Here is a 21,032-nt window from a genome sequence, read left to right as displayed (position 1 = left end):
TATGGTTCGACCCTTCTCTACGAGAGGCTTCGCCAACGACAAAGCTCAGGACAGGCAAGCTCACCAACCGGGGAAAAGGGGAAAGATTAAATTTATTCCTTTTCCCTTTTCCCTTTAACCTTTTCCCTGCCCCATGCCCCATGCCCCTTGGCTTACCTTCTGCTGAGCGCTAAAGGTACAGCATCTTCAAATAAGAACTCGTGGAGAAAACGCTCTGCCCATTCATGGCCAAAGTAACTGCTAAATAAACCGGATGCTGGATCGCGGTCTGCACTATATTGGTCATAGTCTTTTTGAGCTTTGACAATCCGCTGGATATCTTCTGGATCTTGGAGCGGCTCGGCTTTTGCTAACATTTGCCAATACAAGTTTAAGTAATCCTGAAATGCTTCAAAAACTCGCGTTGCTACTGTTTGAGGATCTGTTTTGGCAAATAATAAGTACTTAGAAAAGTACTGATTAGCATCGTAAAACTTCATTTCTAAGTTTTGCGACAGATCTGGGTATTTTTCATGCAGAGATTTCAGCGGCAGTATGTATTTTTTCTGATAATCTTCATCTTGGAATAAAGGCTGAAAGTCAAGAACAATCAGGTTCTTAATTTTACCAAAGGATAAAAAATCAATCCCTAATAAAGGTAAATCGTAGTGATGGCTGGGATAAATGACGCTGTTAAAAATTTGGGCGCTCTCCCCGGCATCAATGTAGGTATAGCGAATTTTTCGCAACTCTTGACATTGGTGACACCAACTGCGGATGGTTGCTGGGTTTCTGCCGCGATCGCTAACTTTGAATTCCAAACCAGGAGGAATGTCCCTACTTTGTAAATCAAACCGTTCAAATAGGTCTTTTTCTAAAAATTCCAGGAAAGGCTTATACATACAGCATGACTCATTAACCCTTGCATGAAAATAAAGTATGTGAATCATGCACGTCTCATTTCTTAGAAACAAAGCAACATTCCTTAATGGGGAATAGGGAATGGGGCATGAGGCAGGGAAAAGGTTAAAGGGAAAAGGGAAAAGGAATAAATTTAATCTTTCCCCTTTTCCCCGGTTGGTGAGCTTGTCGAACCATACCCCTTTCCCTTTCCCCTTATCCTCTTCCTATCCCCTAGCATGATTTTGAGCGATCATTTGCTCTAGCACTTGTTGAGAAACACAACGACGCTCGGAACAATAAGCTATCAAGTTGATTCCGTTCATCATTCGCACGCTACTAACTCTGACACGAAAATCATCCGTCACAAACCAACAACGTTCTTGTCCTTGGTTGTTGTCATAATCAGTAGCAATCGTCAGCACTCCATCATGAGCAAATTGATATCGACTGATAACCGGAATGCTCTCTACATAGCCTTGATTGCGGATTAATTTCCCAGAAAGCCTCGTTTCATCGTCAGGAATGTCAACCAAAATGGCAGCATTATCGGTGTTGGGCGGTCTTGTGTCTAGGTTAGCTTGCCATGCAAAGCTAGCACCTCCGGTTGCTTTATCTGGCTCTATTCCTTGTGCTTTACAGACTTCTTGGACTTTGGGATCGTCTTTTTCGATGACTGTAACGATTAAATTCGACTCACCGGACTCATCTGCGGCTGAGTCAAAGTGATGAACCGAACGCTCTGTAAACCAAATGCCTTCACTTTTACGGAAGAAGTCAATCATTGACAAAGGTGGTATCATATGCATCTATTTGGAAACCTCTTTTTAAAAGAATACTTTTGGCAAAATTTTGTTTGTCATCTTAGCGATCGCTATCTGATGGAAACAGGCAATGGGCAATAGGCAACAGATTTTTTCACCAATGATTTTGGATTGCTGTACTACCTTTTGTATTATTTGTATTGTTTGGATTAATTATTTTGTTGTTATGTAAAATTTACAGATGACAGCTTGCATTTTATCTTTTTTGGTTCCTTGAGTGAAAGAATTATTTAAATAGGTTTTGTTAGTTTCATATCTGATGACAAATAGTGAAATTCACCTGATTACCAGAGAACGCCCCAGTCCAACTCCAGAAATCTTAACAGCCCTCAAAGCAGGACTTCCTTTAGAAAAAGTAGATTTGAGTGAATTCAATCTGCGGGGAGTTGATTTAAAACAAGCTAACTTGAGTCAAGCCAAGCTACTAGGAGCCGACCTCAGCGGGATGGTCTTGAGTGATGCAAATCTCGATGGAGCCGATTTGCGAGGTGCAAACCTGCAAGGAGCGGATTTGAGTGGAGCGAATTTGCAGGGAGCTTATTTAAACCGTGCTGACCTCCAAAAAGCCAATCTCAGTGGGGCAAATTTGCAAGGAGCTAAACTGCAAGTAGCGTGTTATGATACACAGACAAAATGGCCTGAAGAATATAACTACAAAGGTTCGGGAGCAGTTGGGCCAGGTGCTAATCTTAATGGCGCTTATCTCAACACGGCTTTTTTACGCAATGCAGATTTGCAAGGGGCTAATTTGCGCGGAGCTTACCTCAGCGGTGCCGATCTGACTGGAGCAAATTTACAAGGGGCGGCTTTGAGTGGTGCTGACTTGAGTAAAGCCTATTTGACGGGGGCTTGCTTGCGGAATACTCGATTAACTGGAGCCAATTTGCAGGGTACAGATTTGCGAGCAACCGATCTGACTAACGCAGAAATGGAGCATCTTGAGAGTATTGCCGGGGCAGATTTTAGTCTTGCCCAAGGACTGACAGAAGCAACCAAAGCTATGCTTGGCAGCCGTCCAGCATCAGAACTCGATGTTTGGAACGCTTACACTCGCAAAACAACTCGTGAAAGTTTAAGTGGGTGAACAAAAGTTATGAGTTATGGTAGGCAATAGATAAAGAAAGTCTCTTGGCGCTGGGGTTTGACGATGGCAAGCAGGGGGAGCAGGGGGAGCAAGAAAAATGATTTGTATCAATAATTTCGTGAAATAGTATTGGTATAAATTACATATTCTGAGTTGTTTTACACAGCTTCCCACTTCTGTTTGAGAAGGGCTAAAAATGTAGCGTATCCTTCGGAAAAACCGGGCGGATCGGGTAGAACATATTGGGGAAATTCTTTATACGATCGCCAAGGTTCAGAAGCATGATGCCGTAAATACAAGGCACATTCTGAGGAACCTGGTAATCGCCAAGTCATTTGACCAGTTGGTATATCAGTCACAAATCTCTCCCGAACTCGAAGAATTTGATATTTTATTCTAGATTTTCGCAAAATGCCCGGATATTTTGCTCGAATTTAAGATAAAATAAAGTATTACCTATATATAGGTTGAGTTCGTTCGCATCATTAAGTTTATTCACAAAAATCTTAAACCAGTTCGCTTTGCTATCGTGGCAACAAGTCTTCTAAAGCAGCTCCCACAACTCGGTGATCGTTATCTTGTCTGAGTTGGTTGAGGGCTGCTTTTGCTTGAGGTTCGTCAAATCGTTTGAGGGCGTAGGCAACCCGCACGCGCATCCGCCAAGATTCAGTATTTACCAAGCTGAGTATTTGAGACAGTGCTGCAACATTTAGGGTAGAGCCAGCCAGTAAGCCTAGCGCATCAACAGAGGATTCCTGGACTGTAAAATCTTCATCTTTTAAACCTTGAACGCAGATATCAAATAATTCTTCAGGACAATCCATTTCCGCGATCGCTGCGAGAATAGTACGACGGACTAACCAGTGGTCATCCTGATAATATGTCAAAACTAGATGAGAAACTGCTATTCTCCCAAATAGGGATAAAGAATTTGCTGCCTCAGCTCGCACGTTGGGTGTATCGTCGAATTTCATAATTTGGATCAAAGCAGCAAAAGATTCTGCTGATTGTTGGCTACCCAAACCCCTTGCCACAAAGGAACGCACCAAAAATTCTGAGTCATGGAGTTTACTGGTTAACAGAGGGACTGCAACTTCTGATCCATACTCTTTGAGCGCGGCGATCGCTTTCAAACGATACTGAAAATCTGGATTCTCCAGTTGAGCTTTAATTTTATCGATTTCCATAACTACATTTATTAAGGTCATTCTTTACTTTATTTTACAAATGTCAAAAAATAGCGATCGCATTTGGGAAGATTACTAGGGAATGGGGATTAGCGATTGGGGACTGGGAGATGAGGGACACAATAACAAATCAGGACTTACGCAAAATCATGAAAAAACGAACCGCAAAGGACGCAAAGGACACAAAGAAATAAGAGTTTCAGAGAGTTTTTACGTAAGTCCTAACAAATGACAAATGACAAATGACCAATGACAAATGACTCAACTAACCGAAACTGTTAAGCAATTAATAACCAAAGCCAGAATTGTCAGCTTTGCACAGTGGGAACAATCCCATCCTCCAGCAGCGATCGCTATATTCCAAGCTGCGGATGATAATCTTCGCTATTTGAGTGACGAAGATTTATTAGAGATCCAAACTTTATCACCTAATTATTCTGCCTTAATTCCTGTTGCACAGTTATTGCGCGATCGGGCAGCCGAAATCGTTGATGAAGCAAGAGTTCAGGTTTTGCTGACTTATCCTGAAATTATCGAGCCTGGGGGAGGTCTTTATCCAGCTGAACGCGCTCAAGCTTGCTGGCGAGATTTTTGGCATTTTCTTCGCTGCATCACCTATGGTATCGCGGGTAGCCACGCTGAATATACTAGTCCCACAGGACTGCACTATATGAATTTGCTTTATCAGGAATTACAAGTTCCCTTGGATGCAATGGTTTTGGGCTTAAAAAGTATTAAAGCTGCTAGTTTGAAACGCTGCCAAGCCAATGACCAAGAAATTACTCCTTATTTTGACCATTTAATTACCCAACTAGCTGCTTTCCAAATTCAGCGCTAAAAAGTTATGTCATTTTAGATATCAAAAAATTGGCGTTGCTGATTTCATGTATGAAAACGATTGTGCATCACATCAAAATCCTTGTAGAGACTAGCAATTGCAACGTTTGTGCATCTGGATGCATACCGCAATGCCTTAAGGTATCGATAAAGTACTAAAAAAAACTTAAATTTCTCTCAAGTATCATTTAACTTAACAAATTTTAACAAATATCGCTTCGCGATCGTATCAGAATGTGTAAAGGCATAATGATGTAAAAAATTCAAAAAACTTGAATTATGGACGTTCAGAGCAATTTTTAAGGCTCTAGCTCTCCCTCTTGTTTAAAGTCATGTAAAGTTTTTTAACATCTGCTGAATATCATTCTCATAAAATTTAGTTGTTAACTGGGAGATAGTTTGAATGGCTTTCGGACCAGCATCACGATTAGGGGTCGCTTTATTTGAAGACACCGATCCCGTCGATCTGTGGCCAGGTCGCTCTAATGAGGAAATTGAAACCATAATTAGAGCTGTCTACAAGCAAGTTTTAGGCAATGCCTATGTTTTAGAGAGCGAGCGGGTAAGTGTTCCGGAATCCCAACTCAAACGGGGTGAAATTAGCGTTCGTGAGTTTGTGCGTCAAGTCGCTAAGTCGGAACTTTATCGCTCGCGCTTTTTTGATAGCGTTCCCCGCTATCGGTCGATTGAATTAAATTTCAGACATCTTCTTGGTCGTGCGCCATTGGATCTAGAAGAAACCCGTTCGCATAGCACTATTCTCGATACAGAGGGTTTTGAAGCTGACATTGATTCTTATTTAGACAGCGACGAATACCAAGAGACTTTTGGCGAAAACACTGTACCCTACATTCGCGGCTACAAAACTGAAGCAATTCAGAGCTTGGTTCAGTTTAGCCACTTATTCCAGTTAGTACGTGGTTCTGCTAGCAGCAGTCTCAAAGGTGACTTAGCTGGGAAACAGCCGAAATTGAACAGCTTAGTAATTCAAAACACCCCTAGTCCTGTGGTTTCGCCACTCAGCAAGGGCGCTACATTCCGCAATCCAACATCTACTCCGAGAACCCGTCAAGGCGTGGGAGCAAGTGATGATGGTAAGGTATACCGGATTGAAGTTACTGGTTACAAGGCAAATGTGGTAAATAGTATTTCCAAGTTTCGCCGCAGCAACCAGGTCTATTTCGTACCCTACAATCAACTATCACAAGAGTATCAAAGGATTCACAAGCAGGGTGGTGTAATTGCTAGTATCACTCCGGTCAATTAGAGAATCTATTTACAAACTAAGCTTGGGAAAAGGTACATGGGAAGCATTGTTATAAATTCCCCAAAGGTGGAGCTATGGCCAACTAGCTCTACTGAAGAAGTGGAAGCAGTGATTCGAGCCGTCTATAAACAAGTTTTGGGTAACGCTCACTTGTTAGAAAGTCAGCGGCTCGTAACTGGAGAATCGCAACTGCGCGATCGCAAAATCAGCGTTCGTGACTTTGTGCGAATCGTCGCAAAATCCGAGATTTACCGCAGCCGATTTTTTGAAACCACTGCTCCTTATCGGTTCATTGAACTCAACTTTAAACATCTCTTAGGCCGCGCTCCCCTAGATCAGTCAGAGATTTCTGACCATATCACTCGTACCATTGAAAACGGTTATGATGCAGAGATCGATTCCTACATCGATAGCCCGGAGTATGAGGCTAACTTTGGCGACAACACTGTACCCTACTATCGGGGAAACAGTAGCCAAGTAGGACAAAAGCAAGTCGGTTATAACCGAATTTTTGGTATTGTTCGTGGTGCAGCTGAAAGCTCAAGTACCCTCAAGTCCTCGCAGTTGGTATACTCAGTAGCAACCAACAGTGCTGCTAAAATTAAGTTACCTTCTGTTATCGGTACTACTGAAAAGAGATTTAAGATCCTCGTTCAGGGTGGAAGCGGAAAATTTAATAATCCCCTCCGCCGCGCCACAACCGAGTACATCGTTCCTGCTAGCAAGATTACACCGCAAATTCAGCGGATTAATCGCACTGGTAGCAAGATTGTTAGTATCACAGAGATAGTCTAAAAAATAGGGATTGGGCATTGGGTATTGGTTATTCTCATTGTTTCTCCAGTACTCAGTACCCAATCCCTAATCCCTTATCCCAGGTTTGATAAAAAGTAAAATAAACTAGCATCATATACACTGATTGTAAACTGCTTTTTCAAATCGCTTTTGTAATGAAAATTACTGAATTCTTTGAACTTTCAATTGGACGGTGGCGATCGCAACGTAGCGGCCATCACTTAGCATTCGCCCATTTTGAAGAAGTTTTGTCTACCATTGACATTGAATCTCTATCTACCGACGATCCGGCAGTGCAAGAAGTATGTAAATTATATGACATTGATACTAGCAATATTACTCATCCATTTCGCATGACTTGGGAAGGTGAATCAGACTGGGACGATAAACCAATCTCTGGCAGTACAGTGCTTGTACCAATTCCCGATATTGAAAATCCTTCTAAAGGCAAACTCTTGCGGGAAAAGGGATATGCTGAAACAATCCCGGCAATAGGTAAATACTACCTGAGTGATGATGGCGTTTTTACCCTACTGACACAGTATGACCTCGCTGCGGCTGAAGAACGAATTTGGTTTGCTAACCCAAATCTCCGATTTCGCGTATCGATGATAAAAACCAGCGATGGTAAAGGCGTGACAACCGCTTCCTTTTCTTCAGAAATTCGGTCTTTGTCAAGTTCAACAAGTTAGCAATGTTCGCTGATGACTGTTAACCGCCAACCGTCAACAGTTAACGTCTATAAAAAGTGTTTATGCTTTTTGAGCGTACACCAAATTATCTAATACCAATTTGAAAAAAGAATGCGACAGATACATACTTCTGAACCTTTGTTCTGTTTGGCTTTCTTAATGCGTGAATTTTGAATGCGTGAATTTTAAATTAGTATAATTTTGTCTTGTCACTCCTGAGATTGAATATGACAATAGCACCTAGTGACTCCAACACTAAGTCTAGCGATTTGCTCACCTTAGCTAGTTGGATGGCAGGAGATTTTAGCAATCAAAAGCAATCTTTTGCAAATCCTCAGCTTTACGCGCACATCCACATTTTTTTTCGTCCTTTACCATTTGAGTTTTTTTCTGCGGTCGGTTTTTATTCTGAACAAGCATATGACCACGACTTATGGACACCCTATCGCCAGGGAATACATAAATTAGTAGATTTAGGCGATCGCATTTATATCGAAAATTACAGCTTGAAAGACCCTATACTTTATGCAGGTGCCGGTCGTGAATTAGATATTCTTAAAACCATCACCCCAGGAAGTATCGAACGGCGCTATCACTGTTCAATGATTTTTGTTCGAGAAGGTGAAATGTTTCGCGGTAATGTAGAACCAGGAAATCAATGTTTAATTTCTCGCAATGGCCGCCAGACATATCTTATTAGCGAAGTAGAAATAACTGAGCATACTTGGGTAAGTCTAGATAAAGGCATGGATATTGAAACCCACGAACAAATATGGGGTTCAACTGCCGGGCCTTTGCGGTTTGAAAAACGAGAAAGTTTTGCTGATGAATTGAATGCGGTGAACGCATTATGTTAATTCAGCTCGAATCTGTTAAATCCAAAATGTTACCTCCACTGGCTGAAAAAAAAATGCGCTGCTGGATTCGCAGTCGCCACTTGATTTGTTCGGGTAACTTTTTTATCTTCGAGACATTAGAATATACGACGATTGAAAGGTTTTCTGAATGTGTAGCTTCTTTAGGAGGAACAGTAATATCTGTTGACCCCGTTAATAAAATTTGGATGGGCGATCATCGCCAAGTTATTCTATATCAAGCAAAAGCAAGTTTACACACACCTCATCACACATTGAAACAATACTGGATAAAATACGGTGGTTTCTATACTAGATTTGATGTTCGTTGTTGAGAAATGCCATTGCCAAGCTTGCTTAGAGTTAGAAGTACGCTCTAATTCCTCCCTCAGATAGTTGACGGTTAACTAATCTATCACTGCCAATTTTTGATGTAATTAGTTGTTAGGTATTAACTGTTAGCTATCTAGATTTGTTAGAAAATGTAACTAAAAAATCTCTCAAAACTTGATAACTTATATCCTAATTGTGAAGGGAATTAAAGTTGTTAGTGATAAATTTGAGTAAATATAGAACTTACGCACTGAAGCCTGAAACCTAGATCCCCCTTAAAAAAGACGAAACTTTTAAAGCTTTACTTTTAAGGTGGGTTGGGGGATCTGAGTGCGTAAGTCCTGAAAGAAACACTAACAAATACTGGTATCCCATTACTTTTAAAAATATTGTTTTTTCAAAGGTTGTTGAAAACTATGCCAACTCTTTCAGATGATGAAATTAGACAAAGCCAATATCAAGCATTTTCCGAAACAGCAATCATTGAACTGTGGCCTGGTAGTTCGGTTGATGACATCGAAACTGTGATTCGTGCAGTTTATCGGCAAGTTTTGGGCAATGCTTACGTGATGGAAAGCGAACGCCTCATTGCTCCAGAATCACAACTCAAGCAAGGCATAATTAGCGTTCGTGAGTTTGTGCGTCAAGTTGCTAAATCTGATTTATATCGCTCTAGATTTTTTGATAACGTTTACCGCTACCGTGCTATCGAGTTGAACTTCAAGCATCTTTTAGGCCGCGCTCCTGATGACTACTCCGAGATGATATATCACAGCAACATTTTAGATGAACAAGGTTTTGAGGGTGATATTGATTCTTATGTTGATAGCGAGGAGTATTTTAGTGCTTTTGGGGATAACATAGTACCATATTATCGCGGCTACAAAACCCAAACTGGCAAAAAGATATTGGAATTTACCAATATGCTGCAACTAGTAAGGAGTAACTCTAGCAGCGATAAGAACTTAGCATCAAATAATAAACCTCAGTTGGTGCGATCGCTAATTACTAACACTCCTTACGGTAAACTCAAACCTACGGATGTTGGTGCATTATTAGCTGAATTGTTCAAACCCAAATCTGAATCTGTTGCTGAAGTCAATACATTTGTTGCAGCTAATAAAACAGGCGAACAAAGCTTGCAGCAAAAAATTCAAGAGCAAGAAAATCAGATTACAACTTTACAACAACAATTAGCTGAGTTACGACCATTTGCTACCATCGGTACAACACAATTTACTAGTAGTTCGCAGGTTTCTAGTTTTCAAAGTGCAGATGAATATTCATCTTTGCAACAGCAAGCCGACGCCCAAGCAAAACAAATTACCGCATTGCAAGAGCAAATTGCTGATGCTCGACGCTTGGCGGCAGTTGGAGAAGCCCGTTTAAATAAGTGGCGCAGTCGTGTTTTTAATGGCTAAATTACCCACACAATAAGCTGTTAAGCACCTAATTTGCACATTTAGACAGCACGGGAGCAGAGGGGCAGAGGAGAAGGATTGACGCTTTTTCTCCAAAATCAACAATATGCAAGTTAAATGCGTATTAGCTTAGTCAAGCAAATCGTTTGTAGTGAGGACTTTAGTCCGCAAATATTTCAGCACTAAAGTACTTACTACAAACTTATTCAACTTTTAAAATCTGCTTGTCTGCGAATGGTATTGTTTCGGAGGTCTAGTTAAATCTATACGTTCCCAAATTGCAACTTCGATCTAACGATTAGGTCTGGTTAAATTCAGGCGATCGTAGAGAGACACTTATTTTTTATTGTAATATATTCTTGGCTTTAGCTAATTTGACCCAGTTAGGATATTCAGTCATCAGTAAATCATAAAGTTCTCGATCTGCTATATTTTCTGGATCTTCCAAACTGAAAAAATCAGAATTATCAAGATAGCGATCGCTGATTTCATCAAGTCGTTCTAAAAAACTAAAATCACTTGTAATTGCTTGGGAAAACCAGCCTAAAATTCCTTTACTTTTAACATCTTTACGTGACTTACCAATTGCCATAAATTGCCAAAAAATCGGTTCGTAGGAAGACTCTTTAAGATACTGTTGTGTTTGCGACTCGTCAGAGGTTGCTCCATCTGTAACGAACATGACATAAACTGGTTTATTTAACGAACCAGGATTGTTTTGGCTACTTTTTTTAAAGTTTGGAAAATAGAAATTTCTAATCATATTCATAGCTTGACCATAGTAAGTACCACCTTCAAGGGGATACTGTTTTAGCAAATTTTGAATAAAGCTTTGAAAATTTTCAATAGTCATTTCACCCACATGATGAGCTTTAGCTCCAAAGAGAAATATATCAATAGAGGCGTTATCGTCAAAACGACATCCTAAAGCAAGAATTTTTTCAGCAAACCGCTGAATTTTACCCGAACTATAGAGCGAACCCATTGAACCAGAGATATCAAGGCAAAGCGCAACCTTGGCTTGATGATTTGTCAAATTTACTTTTTGAAGTGATATATCTGCCGTTTTAGCAAGATTAAAAATATGTGGTGCTTGCTGTTCAAGCTTTTTATCTAATGCTATCTTTGCTTGAGTTTTATAGTTTTCTTTTTCATCTTCTTTTTTTTGTTCTTGTTTAGTTTCAACAATGTACTTATCTACAAAACTTTGTAGTCCCGAACTATACCCTTCTCCTACCGCCTGAAATCTCCATTGATTATCCTTTTTATATAAGCGCCCAAATTCCAAAGCTGTCTCTTGAGAAAAAGCCTCTCTTAAGTTGTATCGAGCTAGAGAATTGTTACTTTCGCGATTGTAAATCTTGATAAAAGCATTTTTGATTTGACTAAAATTTTGATTTTTTTCTTGCCCTTGATGAATAGTAACAACAAAAACTATCTCCTGAATAGCTGGATTGACTTTTGCCAAATCAACATAAATCGTCTCATCATCTCCATTACCTTCTCCGGTTCTATTATCTCCTGAATGTTCTAAAGAACCATCGAGCGATCGCAGATTATTGTAAAATACAAAATACTTTTCATCAGGAATTTTACCATCTGCGCCTAACATAAATACCGAAGCATCAATATCATAGGCTTGCCCACCTTGATTTACTTGCCAACCCAAGCCAATAGCTACTTTCTTTAAATTGGGAGCTTCTTGAGAAAGATTAAATCTTCCACCTTTACTTAATTCAATTTCCATTTTCGATACATCCTTAAAATTTGTTATTTTGTTAACTTCACAAATTCTCAATTATGATATTAATTTATGCAAAAAAGGGGGTAACAATAATGAATACCCCCTTTTTATTACTCTCTATAAATAACTACTAAGCCGCATATCGGTCTACGAAACTTTGCAACCCTGCTTTATAACCAGCGCCGACAGCTTGAAATCTCCATTCTCCATCTTTGCGATAAAGTTTACCAAATTCAATTGCCGTTTCTGCGGAAGCATCTTCATCTAATTCATATTTGGCAATTTGTTTTTCTGTTTTATTGTCATAAATTCTAATAAACGAGTTTCTGACTTGCCCAAAGTTTTGCTTTCTTTGTTCTGCTTCGTGGATAGTGACAACAAAAATTATTTCTTGAACGGAAGCATCAACTTTACTCAAATCAATTTGAATTGTTTCATCGTCCCCATGACCCTCTCCAGTTCTGCTATCTCCCTCATGTTTCACAGAATTATCGGGTGATTGTGGGTTGTTATAGAATACAAAGTATTTTTCGTTAGGAATTTTTCCATTAGTCCCTAACATAAATATAGATGCATCTAGGTCAAAAGCTGAACCTGTATCTGTGGCGTTAAGATCCCATCCTAAACCAATTCCAGCATTTATTAAACTTGGTGCTTCTTTTGAAAGATTGATTCTTTCGCCTTTACTGAGGTTAATTGACATGATTACTACCTATTGTTTGAAAATGAATTTTACCTAGAGTTGTTATTGAGTAATTCAATAACTTAGTCAATATCAAAGAATTTTGACTTGTATCATCCAGAAGGCGTGAGATATGAATTAAAACAATCTTGCTCAGTAACTCACTAATGCTCCACTGTCAGTAATTTAAGAGTAAGCTCTCACAAGTCCTTCTAAACCATTAACATTAATGCCATTACCAATAGCTGCCATCTTCCACTCATTATTGTGGTTGTAAATTTCAGCCATAATCATTCCGGTCATTCCTTTATATTCAGATCCCGACAGATTATACTTAGCTAATTCTTGCTTGTTAGATGTATTAACCAGGCGTACAAACGCATTTTTAACCTGGGTAAATTCTTGTTTACGAGCAATACAATCGTAAATATTCACTGTAAAAACCAGTTTGACGATCTCTTTTGGTAGTCGAGCTAAATCTACAATAACTTGCTCATCATCACCGTCTCCTACTCCTGTGAGATTATCACCTAAATGAGTAATAGCTCCAGATTTGTGAGATAGGTTTCCAAAGTAAACAAGGTTGCTTGTATCTCTGATTTTGCCATTTTCATCTAAACACATGACAGAAGCATCTAAGTCACAATCTTGAGTGTTCCTGAAAACTCCAAAAACGCCACCACCTGAACGTTTTGCAGTATCCCAGCCTAGTCCACACATCAGTTTTGTGAGTCCAGGAGCTTCTTTAGAAAGTGAAATACGTTGTCCTTTTTGTAAGTTAATTCCCATGTTTCTCGATGTTAGATATATGGATTGATAAACTCTTATCTATACCGTTAAAGTAACGATTTCAAGCCACCTCTTAAGCAAGTTTTTTAATTCGTTTTCTGCAAACAAATGGAAAGCTTGGAAATCACCACAAAATTAATCAGCTAGATTGCTGACTGCTTAAAAAACATTTCAACATTATTTAATTTTTGTGAAATATGCTGTAATTAATGGCAATCAAGGTACTAAGTTTTATTGTGTAAATCCGGTTATTTGCAAGAATTAATTATTGATTAACATAGAATTAAATTGATAGCACTATTATGCGCTCTATCCTATTCATCTGTAAGGATTGCTGTAATCAGGAAAAATACTTAAACTCTCAAATTTTGGTCTTGATGTCACATAGTTTCTTGATAGCAGTATTGCTATGATATTCAATGATAAACAGGCAGTAATATTGACTGCGATCGCTTTAACAAATTAAATATAGAGATGCAAAAATTACAATCTCTCAACATTTATTAACAACGCTGCAATTGAGCTAACAATACGACAATTTCATCAATTGCTTGACGCACAACTGTTGCAGGCTGTTCTGATTGATTGACAATAATACTAAAAACTAACGTTTCATACTTAGGCGCATTCACATATCCAGATAGAGAAACTACACCAGTTAACGTACCAGTTTTGGCTTGCACAATACCTTCAGCTGGTGTGTTTTGAAAACGATTTCTTAAGGTTCCACTTTTACCGGCTACAGGTAAAGATGCACGATATATCGATGCTCTCGGCGTTCTTGACATTCCCCGCAAAACTTGTACAAAAGCTTCTGGCGTTACTAAATTACGACGCGATAAACCCGAACCATCTATTAAAACGTAATTTGCTGGATCGACTCCTAATTGAGTTAAACTTGCTTTAGCAACTTCTAAACCGACATTAGCGCTAATCTGATTTTTCAGTCTGGGTTTTTCCACAGCTAATGCTCTTAATAGTGCCTCAGCATAAAGATTATTACTATTAACGTTTGTCTCTGCTAATAATTCAGCTAAAGGTGGTGACTCTACAAATGCTATTTCCTCTTGATTAGTACCGCCAGATACGACTAATGCTTTCCCCAAAGGGATTTTTTCTTTTGCTAAAGCAGTACGAAAGCGCCGGATAAAGTAATAATTAGGATCGACTACAGGTAAATCTAATGAATAAGGTTCAGAATTTGCTGTTAACTGTCCTTCAATTCTCAATGTTGTTCCTGATAACTCGCGGGTAACATTGATATAAATTGGTTGCTTTTGGTCAACAGTTAACGACTGATTAATCGTTCGCCACTGTGTAGCTTCGCTAGCATCAGTCCACACTAATTTTAAAGGTTTACCTACAGCTTGAGGTACTAGTTTTAAGCTAAAAATATTTTGATTGGTGATAAAACTATTGACTGGTGCGCCATAGTCTGATTGGACATCTTCCCATTGCCAAGTGGGGTTAACAATATCTCCTTGGATATAACTATCATCGGCAATTAATTCCTGAATTTGAGTAATACCTTTTTGTTTCAACTGTTGTGCTAATGCTTGCAGTTGGGTATCGCTCAAACTCGGATCTCCCCTACCGACAACACGTAAAACACCATTGCCATTTTGATAAATAGAAGTACGAATACGAAAATTAGCACCCAACTGCTGTAATGCTGCTGCTGTTGTCAGCAACTTCATGTTAGACGCTGGAGTAAAATATTTCTCGGCGTCTCGATTGTAAAGAGTTAACCTCGCTGATAGAGGTTGCACTAAAATTCCCCAACGCATCCGACTAAATAGGGGACGATTGATAACAGAATCTATAGCTGTTCCCAATTGGGTAGAGCAAATTGCTTTTGTAGTAGTTGTGGGTGGCGCTGGGGTTTGTGCTTTACCAACTGTAGAATTAAATGTTATCTGGGTAGTTAAGAATATTAACAAAACACCCAGCGATCGCTTGAAAGTCTTAAGTTTCACCAATATACCTTATCCAATGTTCAATGATTTCACTTTGCCAGCAACTTCTTTCTTTAAGAAAGAGTAATTGGCTCAGTAAAGTTACTTAACTAGTATAAGGGAGATGTTCACATATTTACAGCGATCTTCATCTATTTCAACCAAAATCCTCAGTGCTTGTAGAAACTCGCTCCAAATTTCCATCAAAAATCTAAAATCTCAGACTATATACCATTTCATAATGATACAAATACGTGGTTAGGGGTTTAGCACTGCTCATACGTATCAACTTAAGCTCAAACTCTTGCCCCACAATCGTTTTACCCCACCCCCAACCCCTCCCCTTAGCAAGGGGAGGGGCGATTTTGGCTTTAGACAAAATCGGGGTGGGGTAACGCGGATCTTGATGGTAAATGAGTAGAACTCGCTCATCACCTTTATATCAGGGTTTCACGTTAAGTTGACACCAATGAGCAGTGCCAAATCCCTACAACAAATCTATGCGATCGCGATTTTTGTAAAATGCTATTAGAAGTATTGACTAATATGATAGTCAATGAATTCACTGCAAGTTAACCATTTATCTTGGGGAAAGACTAACTTTTTAGTCTTGGTCATGACCTCATTAAAGAAATTGATATAGTCATCGCCTTGCAAAACTAACTCATCACCTGTTATGTGGTCAGTTAACACTACAGACTGACCTACTTTCATGTATGTGTATCGTTGCATAGTTATTGCGCTAGTGATTGTTTAGTTTAAGTAGCCGCCTTCTAGCTATAAATTTGGACGCGAAAACGCTAACCATTCCACAGTTAGGTGACAGACTTTAGATAAAATTTTCCAGCAAGATTCAGTATTATCAAAGTCAAAATTGGCAAATTAAACAGCCTTTATACTTGTTTTTGAAATTGAAGTTATGTACTGCATTTGATTTTCAATTTGCTGTTGCCAATACATTTATCTCCAGTTTTTCCCCCTTGTTTCCGTCGCTATTTGTAATTGCTTATTTATAGCAAGGAAGGATATTGTCAAACTGAATCATATCAGACCAATATTGCGATCGCTGATAGATATAAAACATAATTTTGTCTGAAGCCCAACAAGAAAGCTTTAATCTTAACTTAACCTTCGAGTTCCTTAACTGAACTTACAACGATCTCCAATTACCTTTTTTTTAAGTGGAGGTACAACAGATTTCAAGGAAAGTCAAGTAAGAGTTTTAGGTCTGAAAGCTAGACAGAGAGCCACTTATAATTCTCAATTCTACTGTCTATTGAAGTAGAGAGTTATTTTGATAATAGACTATGCCGACTAATTTAGTAAATAAAATGTTCCAATTATTTCCGACATTTTTTTTTGTAATTAATGAAACTTACATAAATCTTTTGGGAACAATAAATCATGCCAGAGAAACATTTAAATGAATCTCAGCGTACTAGGTGTGTCTTTTCATCGGCGATTACAGGAGCAAATTGTTCATGAAAGTAAGTTCATCAGGGGCTAAGCTGGGTAGTGCAATTATTAGCAGTACTTGTTTATCCGCAGCAATTATTGGTTTTGGTGGTTCCGGTGCTTTTGCGGCTCAATTCATTACAATTCAAAGCACTGGTTCATTATCAGGAACTATCGAACTTCCCAGAAATAATCCCAATTTTAATAACAGTATTACTCGTATTGATACGGATGAAACTGGAACTTATTACCGGAACTTAGGTACTACTAATAATCCTAATTATGTTCCTGTGTATCAATCAGACTATTTGCAAGTAGAAACACGTTCAGATGGAAGTCTGCATTACTTCGTTGACTTCAAAGGTATTCCTTTTGTCTCTTTCGATGGCGTTCTGACATCACCTGTTCTTTCTGGCGGTCAGTTGACTCCTTTCAAATACCAAGGACAATTAGCAGGAACCACATTTCAGGGAGTAGTTCAAGACGAATTTAATTTCATCAAAGCCTTTTACACTGGTACTGTCACCGACCCAGACACCGGAAAACACTATCAGGGTACTTTTGAAGTTTATGGGTATGGCGAACGATATAGCGATCGCAATGGTAGTTTAACTCCCACAGTTTTTGATTTCCAATCTGATATCCCCGGTTCGCCAACCATAACTTCTTTAACTTTGAATAACACTCCCTTGAAAAATTTGAGCATCAAAGTACCCATACCTGTGGAAGAAACTTCTATTCCAGAACCCACCAGCATTTTCGGAACCTTGATGGCGGCTGCTTTCGGTATCATCCTCAAAAAGAAAAAAGATATGTCAGCTAAATCTTTAGCTTAATCATGCATTTGCAATAATTTTGACAACACTTAACCATAGTCAAGCCTAATATTTAGCTTAAGTATGGTTTTATATATTTTCCTCAAGGCGGGATTTCCTGCCTTTTTTTAATTAATAATACTTACAACTAATTTCATTCCACCTGTCTAAGCCACTATTTTTACACCATTGATACCGTGGCTCATCCACTGTGCTAGTAGCCATTGATTAGCGGGTCTATCTAACACAGGTAAGATGCGAAAGTTAAATAATTGCTCCCAAATTTCCTCTCCATGTTGGGAAACAAAAGCTTGCTCTAACTCTTGAAATTGAGCGTAGTCTTTGTTTCCAATGGCGGTAAGCATACCTACAATGTCATTTATGGGTATATGAGTAGCTATTAATTGTGCTTCTGTCATTCTTACTTATCCTTAAATATACAAATATATCTAAGTAAGCCCCGCTTAGTATCGATGATTTCAATTAAATCTTTGTCTTTCATTCTAGCGAGAGAAAAGCAAGCAAGCTCTGACGCAGCGGCTGACCAATCCCTGGTTTCTGTTCGCCAGTCCCAATTTCCCCCGGGCTTCTCTCAGGCTCGTCGTTATCTTCGGTCATTACTCTCCTTTTTAGTTGTACAGCCAAAATCTCACTCCATACCCTTTTGTTTAAACATTGCCATCAACTTACGCTTACGGCTGTGGCTTTGCATCAAATTTTCTCGATAAGTTGACCAGTCAGCCTTTCTCCCAGATTCCAAGTAGGCGGCGCGTGCTTTTTTTAGCCATTCCACGGCATAGTAGTAGTATTCTGCTTTACCTGCATCCATAATTTTTTCAGCACGATTACAGGCATTGGCAATTACCCAAGCAGGATTATGAGCGATCGCAACATCCATAACTCGATAAATTACGTCAGAATCATAAGAACTAAGTTCGCTAACGATCGCAATTGCATCATCAATTAGCCCCTCGTGCAGTAAAATATCCACTTTGGCTGATTCTGTTCCCCAACCAACATAACTGCGGATGATTCTCAGCAAATCTGTTTTGACACTTTCCCAGTTTTCGCCGGCTAATTCTTGCATCTTCTGATAGTCAGAAAACGAGGGCTTGACTTGGAAAGCCGCCTTAATTGCTAATAAAGCAGCTTCATCATTACCCAATTCAACAGCTAAATCACTTGCCCAAGTTCCTAACTCATACTGACAATCACCAGGTAAATTTAATCCACTTTGGGCGATATCTAATGCTTGCTGTAATGCTCCCTTGTCGGTGAGCGTTTTCGCTAAGGCAAAAGCTTCTTCCTTTGAATTCATCTGGGTTTGAGCGGCATCAATCGCTTCTTCTACTCTGCCTAAACGCCCCAGCATTGTGAGATATTGCTCGGTTTGCCCTTCTGCTTCAGCCAAATATAGGTATTCTTGGTAACGTTCCTGACGTTCGAGGATTTTGAGGCGAATTAGTGCCAAATCGTCTGCATAGTCAGGGACATCTTCTTCCCAAGCTCCTCTTTCGGTAATGTTACCTTGGAGAACTTCCAGCAGAGGTGGATAATCCCAACCTTGGCGTAAAGCTTCCATAATTAAGCCAAAATCGGCATTCCATTCATCTTGCCATGCTTCTAAGTTTATTTGAATATCAACTTTTTCGTCTGGAGTGAGTTCGGCACTGAGAATTGCTTCACACCAAGCCTGATTTAATTCCTGGACAATTTCATCATTTTCGGCTCCGTATTCTGCAACATCGTGCCAATTTTCCACACAGGTAAACGTAATCGCCTCTAAAATAGCGATCGCATTTTCAGCCTCTCCCCGTTCGCAAAAACCCACGGCAATTTGCACCAGACTCAGCAATTCTTCTGCGATGGGGTCTTCTTCGGAACCTTCCTCGAAATACTGCACAGCGTTCCGGAGAATTTGCCGCACTTCGCCGCGAAAGGGAGCCTGGTCGATAGTAATGCGCCGCACCCGTTTGATACTTTTTTCTTGGGCAACAGGAGCAATCATCCAGCTGACACGACGGTCAATCGCCTCAATCAGCCGCGGGTATTCTGCTACTAAATCTTGTAGCAGCCTTTGAGTTTGGACAAAATCTAAGCGATCGAGTAATTCTTCCAAAGTCGGGCGCCGTTCAATGTGTTCTGAGTGACGCGCACAAACAAGCATCGTCGCCACGATATGTTTGCACCACCCATCAAAGTTGTATGCACAGGTGCAATTGACAGAAGTCAATCCACTGCTATCAAAATTCAGGCTGACATGATAAGGTCTGGCTTCAGTGCCCACAACATCCGCCTGAAGCACGCCGCCACGTTGGGTAATAGCATTGACAGCGCCAGCCTGATAGTATGCCTCGCCCCGCTGGAAAGATTTGGCGTTGGCATGGCGGCGGATAGTAAACTCACTAATTTGGGGAATAGACATCGGGCGATCGCCTGCGTAAATCCTCTGGATGAATCCAGCTTAGGTCTTAAACTAAGGCCATGTAAAGAATAGACTTCTTGTAGAAGTTGGGAAAAGGGGAAGGGGAAAGGGGGAAAGGTTTTGTATTTTCCCTTTCCCCTTTAACATGCATCCCTTTTCCCACAAGAGTGCAAAAAGCAATTGATTGCAAGAGGTCTAATAAATATGGGTCATATACCAAACATAAAGATTTTTCGCTATTCAAACAGATGTAGAGACGTTGCATTGCAACGTCTCCATCAACCATTTTGTGGGTAAATCAGGGATCTGACCTTTGATTTGCCAACAGTATCCTTACACCAATTCTCTAAAGTCAAGCAACAGATTTAAAGCCACAAATCAGGTTAAATCTTAGTTTCTTAATTGCAAACTGCCAATAGCTATTAACTACCAGAACAATAGCTATTAATTTCCTTGACTATTGAACTTTCATCCTGACCGCTCTTTTGTAGAGATGCCAAAGAGTTCTTTGCTGCTGGGAGATTCTTTTTATCTATAGCTGTTGCTGCATTCTTCAGTTCTTTAGTGATGCCCTGATAAAGTGTGAGGAAACGTCCTTGAAAACCTTGGAGTTTCTCATCTTTAATTTCTAGTGCTTTCATTTCTTGGGTAAGTGGCTCTATCTTGTTGGCGAGTTCAGTTAAAGATTTAGAACCTTTTGCTGGATTCGGATTTTTACCGAATTCCTGACCTAAAGCTGATGCTTGATTGGCGACCTTGATAATTTTGTTACATTGGGCAACTTTACTTTCTCCACAACTTGCAAATAATAATGCGATCGCAGTTGTGGCTGAAAGTATAAAACTTTTCTTAACTACATATTGCATAGGTTCCATAATCTCCGACTATATTTTGCTAACGTTGGGCCAAGGAAATTCATAGTCAGCAAAAATACTTTTCTTTTTTTCAAAAATCTCTATTTCTGCTCCTGATATCAGGTCTGGTCGATCGCTTA

At 39.6% G+C, this 21,032-nt stretch carries 21 protein-coding genes; 9 read left to right on the top strand and 12 right to left on the bottom strand.

The window, feature by feature from the left end; genetic code table 11:
• Nucleotides 1-152: 152 nt before the first annotated feature.
• Together NSTC745_RS29265 and NSTC745_RS29260 are read right to left on the bottom strand one after the other, a co-directional pair.
• A complete protein-coding gene (locus NSTC745_RS29265; protein WP_445634135.1) occupies nucleotides 153-881 on the bottom strand; it encodes a 15,16-dihydrobiliverdin:ferredoxin oxidoreductase in 729 nt (242 codons plus the stop codon).
• Between the two features lie 225 nt (nucleotides 882-1,106).
• On the bottom strand, nucleotides 1,107-1,688 hold the full coding sequence (locus NSTC745_RS29260) for a phycobiliprotein lyase (protein WP_445634134.1): 582 nt from the start codon (nucleotides 1,686-1,688) through the stop codon (nucleotides 1,107-1,109).
• A 274-nt stretch (nucleotides 1,689-1,962) separates the two neighbouring features.
• Here NSTC745_RS29260 and NSTC745_RS29255 point away from each other — a divergent pair, with 274 nt between their 5' ends.
• A complete protein-coding gene (locus NSTC745_RS29255) occupies nucleotides 1,963-2,787 on the top strand; it encodes a pentapeptide repeat-containing protein (protein WP_445634133.1) in 825 nt (274 codons plus the stop codon).
• Between the two features lie 158 nt (nucleotides 2,788-2,945).
• Here NSTC745_RS29255 and NSTC745_RS29250 read toward each other — a convergent pair whose 3' ends face one another.
• Both NSTC745_RS29250 and NSTC745_RS29245 read right to left on the bottom strand, forming a co-directional pair.
• Nucleotides 2,946-3,146, bottom strand: a complete 201-nt coding sequence (locus NSTC745_RS29250) for a hypothetical protein (RefSeq protein ID WP_445634132.1) — start codon at nucleotides 3,144-3,146, stop codon at nucleotides 2,946-2,948.
• A gap of 165 nt (nucleotides 3,147-3,311) precedes the next feature.
• A complete protein-coding gene (locus NSTC745_RS29245) occupies nucleotides 3,312-3,995 on the bottom strand; it encodes a HEAT repeat domain-containing protein (RefSeq protein ID WP_445634131.1) in 684 nt (227 codons plus the stop codon).
• A gap of 235 nt (nucleotides 3,996-4,230) precedes the next feature.
• On the opposite strand from NSTC745_RS29245, the gene NSTC745_RS29240 reads away from it, so the two are divergent.
• The 7 genes from NSTC745_RS29240 (at nucleotide 4,231) to NSTC745_RS29210 (ending at nucleotide 10,173) form a co-directional block, all read left to right on the top strand.
• On the top strand, nucleotides 4,231-4,812 hold the full coding sequence (locus tag NSTC745_RS29240) for a phycobilisome protein (RefSeq protein WP_445634130.1): 582 nt from the start codon (nucleotides 4,231-4,233) through the stop codon (nucleotides 4,810-4,812).
• A gap of 402 nt (nucleotides 4,813-5,214) precedes the next feature.
• On the top strand, nucleotides 5,215-6,078 hold the full coding sequence (locus NSTC745_RS29235; RefSeq protein WP_096538411.1) for a phycobilisome linker polypeptide: 864 nt from the start codon (nucleotides 5,215-5,217) through the stop codon (nucleotides 6,076-6,078).
• A gap of 36 nt (nucleotides 6,079-6,114) precedes the next feature.
• Nucleotides 6,115-6,873: a phycobilisome rod-core linker polypeptide gene (locus tag NSTC745_RS29230; RefSeq protein ID WP_445634129.1), complete on the top strand. Its 759-nt coding sequence runs from the start codon at nucleotides 6,115-6,117 to the stop codon at nucleotides 6,871-6,873.
• Nucleotides 6,874-7,028: 155 nt separating this feature from the next.
• Nucleotides 7,029-7,565: a phycobiliprotein lyase gene (locus NSTC745_RS29225; RefSeq protein ID WP_445634128.1), complete on the top strand. Its 537-nt coding sequence runs from the start codon at nucleotides 7,029-7,031 to the stop codon at nucleotides 7,563-7,565.
• A gap of 227 nt (nucleotides 7,566-7,792) precedes the next feature.
• Nucleotides 7,793-8,422 (top strand): chromophore lyase CpcT/CpeT, encoded by a 630-nt coding sequence (locus NSTC745_RS29220; protein ID WP_445634127.1) that lies wholly within the window; start codon nucleotides 7,793-7,795, stop codon nucleotides 8,420-8,422.
• Entirely contained in the window at nucleotides 8,416-8,754 is a 339-nt protein-coding gene (locus NSTC745_RS29215) for a CpeR family transcriptional regulator (RefSeq protein WP_096538415.1), read from the top strand. Before NSTC745_RS29220 ends, NSTC745_RS29215 begins: the two co-directional genes overlap by 7 nt.
• Before the next feature lie 414 nt (nucleotides 8,755-9,168).
• Complete coding sequence (locus NSTC745_RS29210) at nucleotides 9,169-10,173, top strand: phycobilisome rod-core linker polypeptide (protein ID WP_445634126.1); 1,005 nt, start codon at nucleotides 9,169-9,171, stop codon at nucleotides 10,171-10,173.
• Nucleotides 10,174-10,516: 343 nt separating this feature from the next.
• Here the strand turns inward: NSTC745_RS29210 and NSTC745_RS29205 are convergent, their stop codons facing one another.
• The 5 genes from NSTC745_RS29205 to NSTC745_RS29185 form a co-directional block, all read right to left on the bottom strand.
• Entirely contained in the window at nucleotides 10,517-11,920 is a 1,404-nt protein-coding gene (locus NSTC745_RS29205) for a TerD family protein (RefSeq protein ID WP_445634125.1), read from the bottom strand.
• 127 nt (nucleotides 11,921-12,047) lie between these two features.
• Complete coding sequence (locus tag NSTC745_RS29200) at nucleotides 12,048-12,620, bottom strand: TerD family protein (RefSeq protein WP_445634124.1); 573 nt, start codon at nucleotides 12,618-12,620, stop codon at nucleotides 12,048-12,050.
• A gap of 165 nt (nucleotides 12,621-12,785) precedes the next feature.
• Entirely contained in the window at nucleotides 12,786-13,388 is a 603-nt protein-coding gene (locus NSTC745_RS29195; protein ID WP_445634123.1) for a TerD family protein, read from the bottom strand.
• A gap of 503 nt (nucleotides 13,389-13,891) precedes the next feature.
• Nucleotides 13,892-15,364, bottom strand: coding sequence for a D-alanyl-D-alanine carboxypeptidase/D-alanyl-D-alanine endopeptidase (gene dacB, locus NSTC745_RS29190; protein WP_445634122.1), 1,473 nt, complete (start codon nucleotides 15,362-15,364; stop codon nucleotides 13,892-13,894).
• 507 nt (nucleotides 15,365-15,871) lie between these two features.
• Nucleotides 15,872-16,075, bottom strand: coding sequence for a hypothetical protein (locus NSTC745_RS29185; protein ID WP_445634121.1), 204 nt, complete (start codon nucleotides 16,073-16,075; stop codon nucleotides 15,872-15,874).
• A gap of 749 nt (nucleotides 16,076-16,824) precedes the next feature.
• Between NSTC745_RS29185 and NSTC745_RS29180 the strand changes: the two genes are divergently transcribed.
• On the top strand, nucleotides 16,825-17,634 hold the full coding sequence (locus NSTC745_RS29180; protein ID WP_445634120.1) for a PEP-CTERM sorting domain-containing protein: 810 nt from the start codon (nucleotides 16,825-16,827) through the stop codon (nucleotides 17,632-17,634).
• A 146-nt stretch (nucleotides 17,635-17,780) separates the two neighbouring features.
• Here NSTC745_RS29180 and NSTC745_RS29175 read toward each other — a convergent pair whose 3' ends face one another.
• From NSTC745_RS29175 to NSTC745_RS29165, 3 genes are all read right to left on the bottom strand, one after another.
• On the bottom strand, nucleotides 17,781-18,032 hold the full coding sequence (locus NSTC745_RS29175; protein WP_445634119.1) for a hypothetical protein: 252 nt from the start codon (nucleotides 18,030-18,032) through the stop codon (nucleotides 17,781-17,783).
• A gap of 230 nt (nucleotides 18,033-18,262) precedes the next feature.
• On the bottom strand, nucleotides 18,263-20,038 hold the full coding sequence (locus NSTC745_RS29170) for an SWIM zinc finger family protein (RefSeq protein ID WP_445634118.1): 1,776 nt from the start codon (nucleotides 20,036-20,038) through the stop codon (nucleotides 18,263-18,265).
• A 422-nt stretch (nucleotides 20,039-20,460) separates the two neighbouring features.
• The gene (locus tag NSTC745_RS29165; protein ID WP_445634117.1) at nucleotides 20,461-20,913 is read right to left on the bottom strand and encodes a hypothetical protein; all 453 of its coding nucleotides are present in this window, start codon (nucleotides 20,911-20,913) and stop codon (nucleotides 20,461-20,463) included.
• Nucleotides 20,914-21,032 lie beyond the last annotated feature (119 nt).

It is taken from the genome of Nostoc sp. DSM 114161 (genome assembly GCF_052692665.1).
Note: the sequence above shows the minus strand (reverse complement) of the source record. Positions and strands in the feature narration are given on the sequence as shown.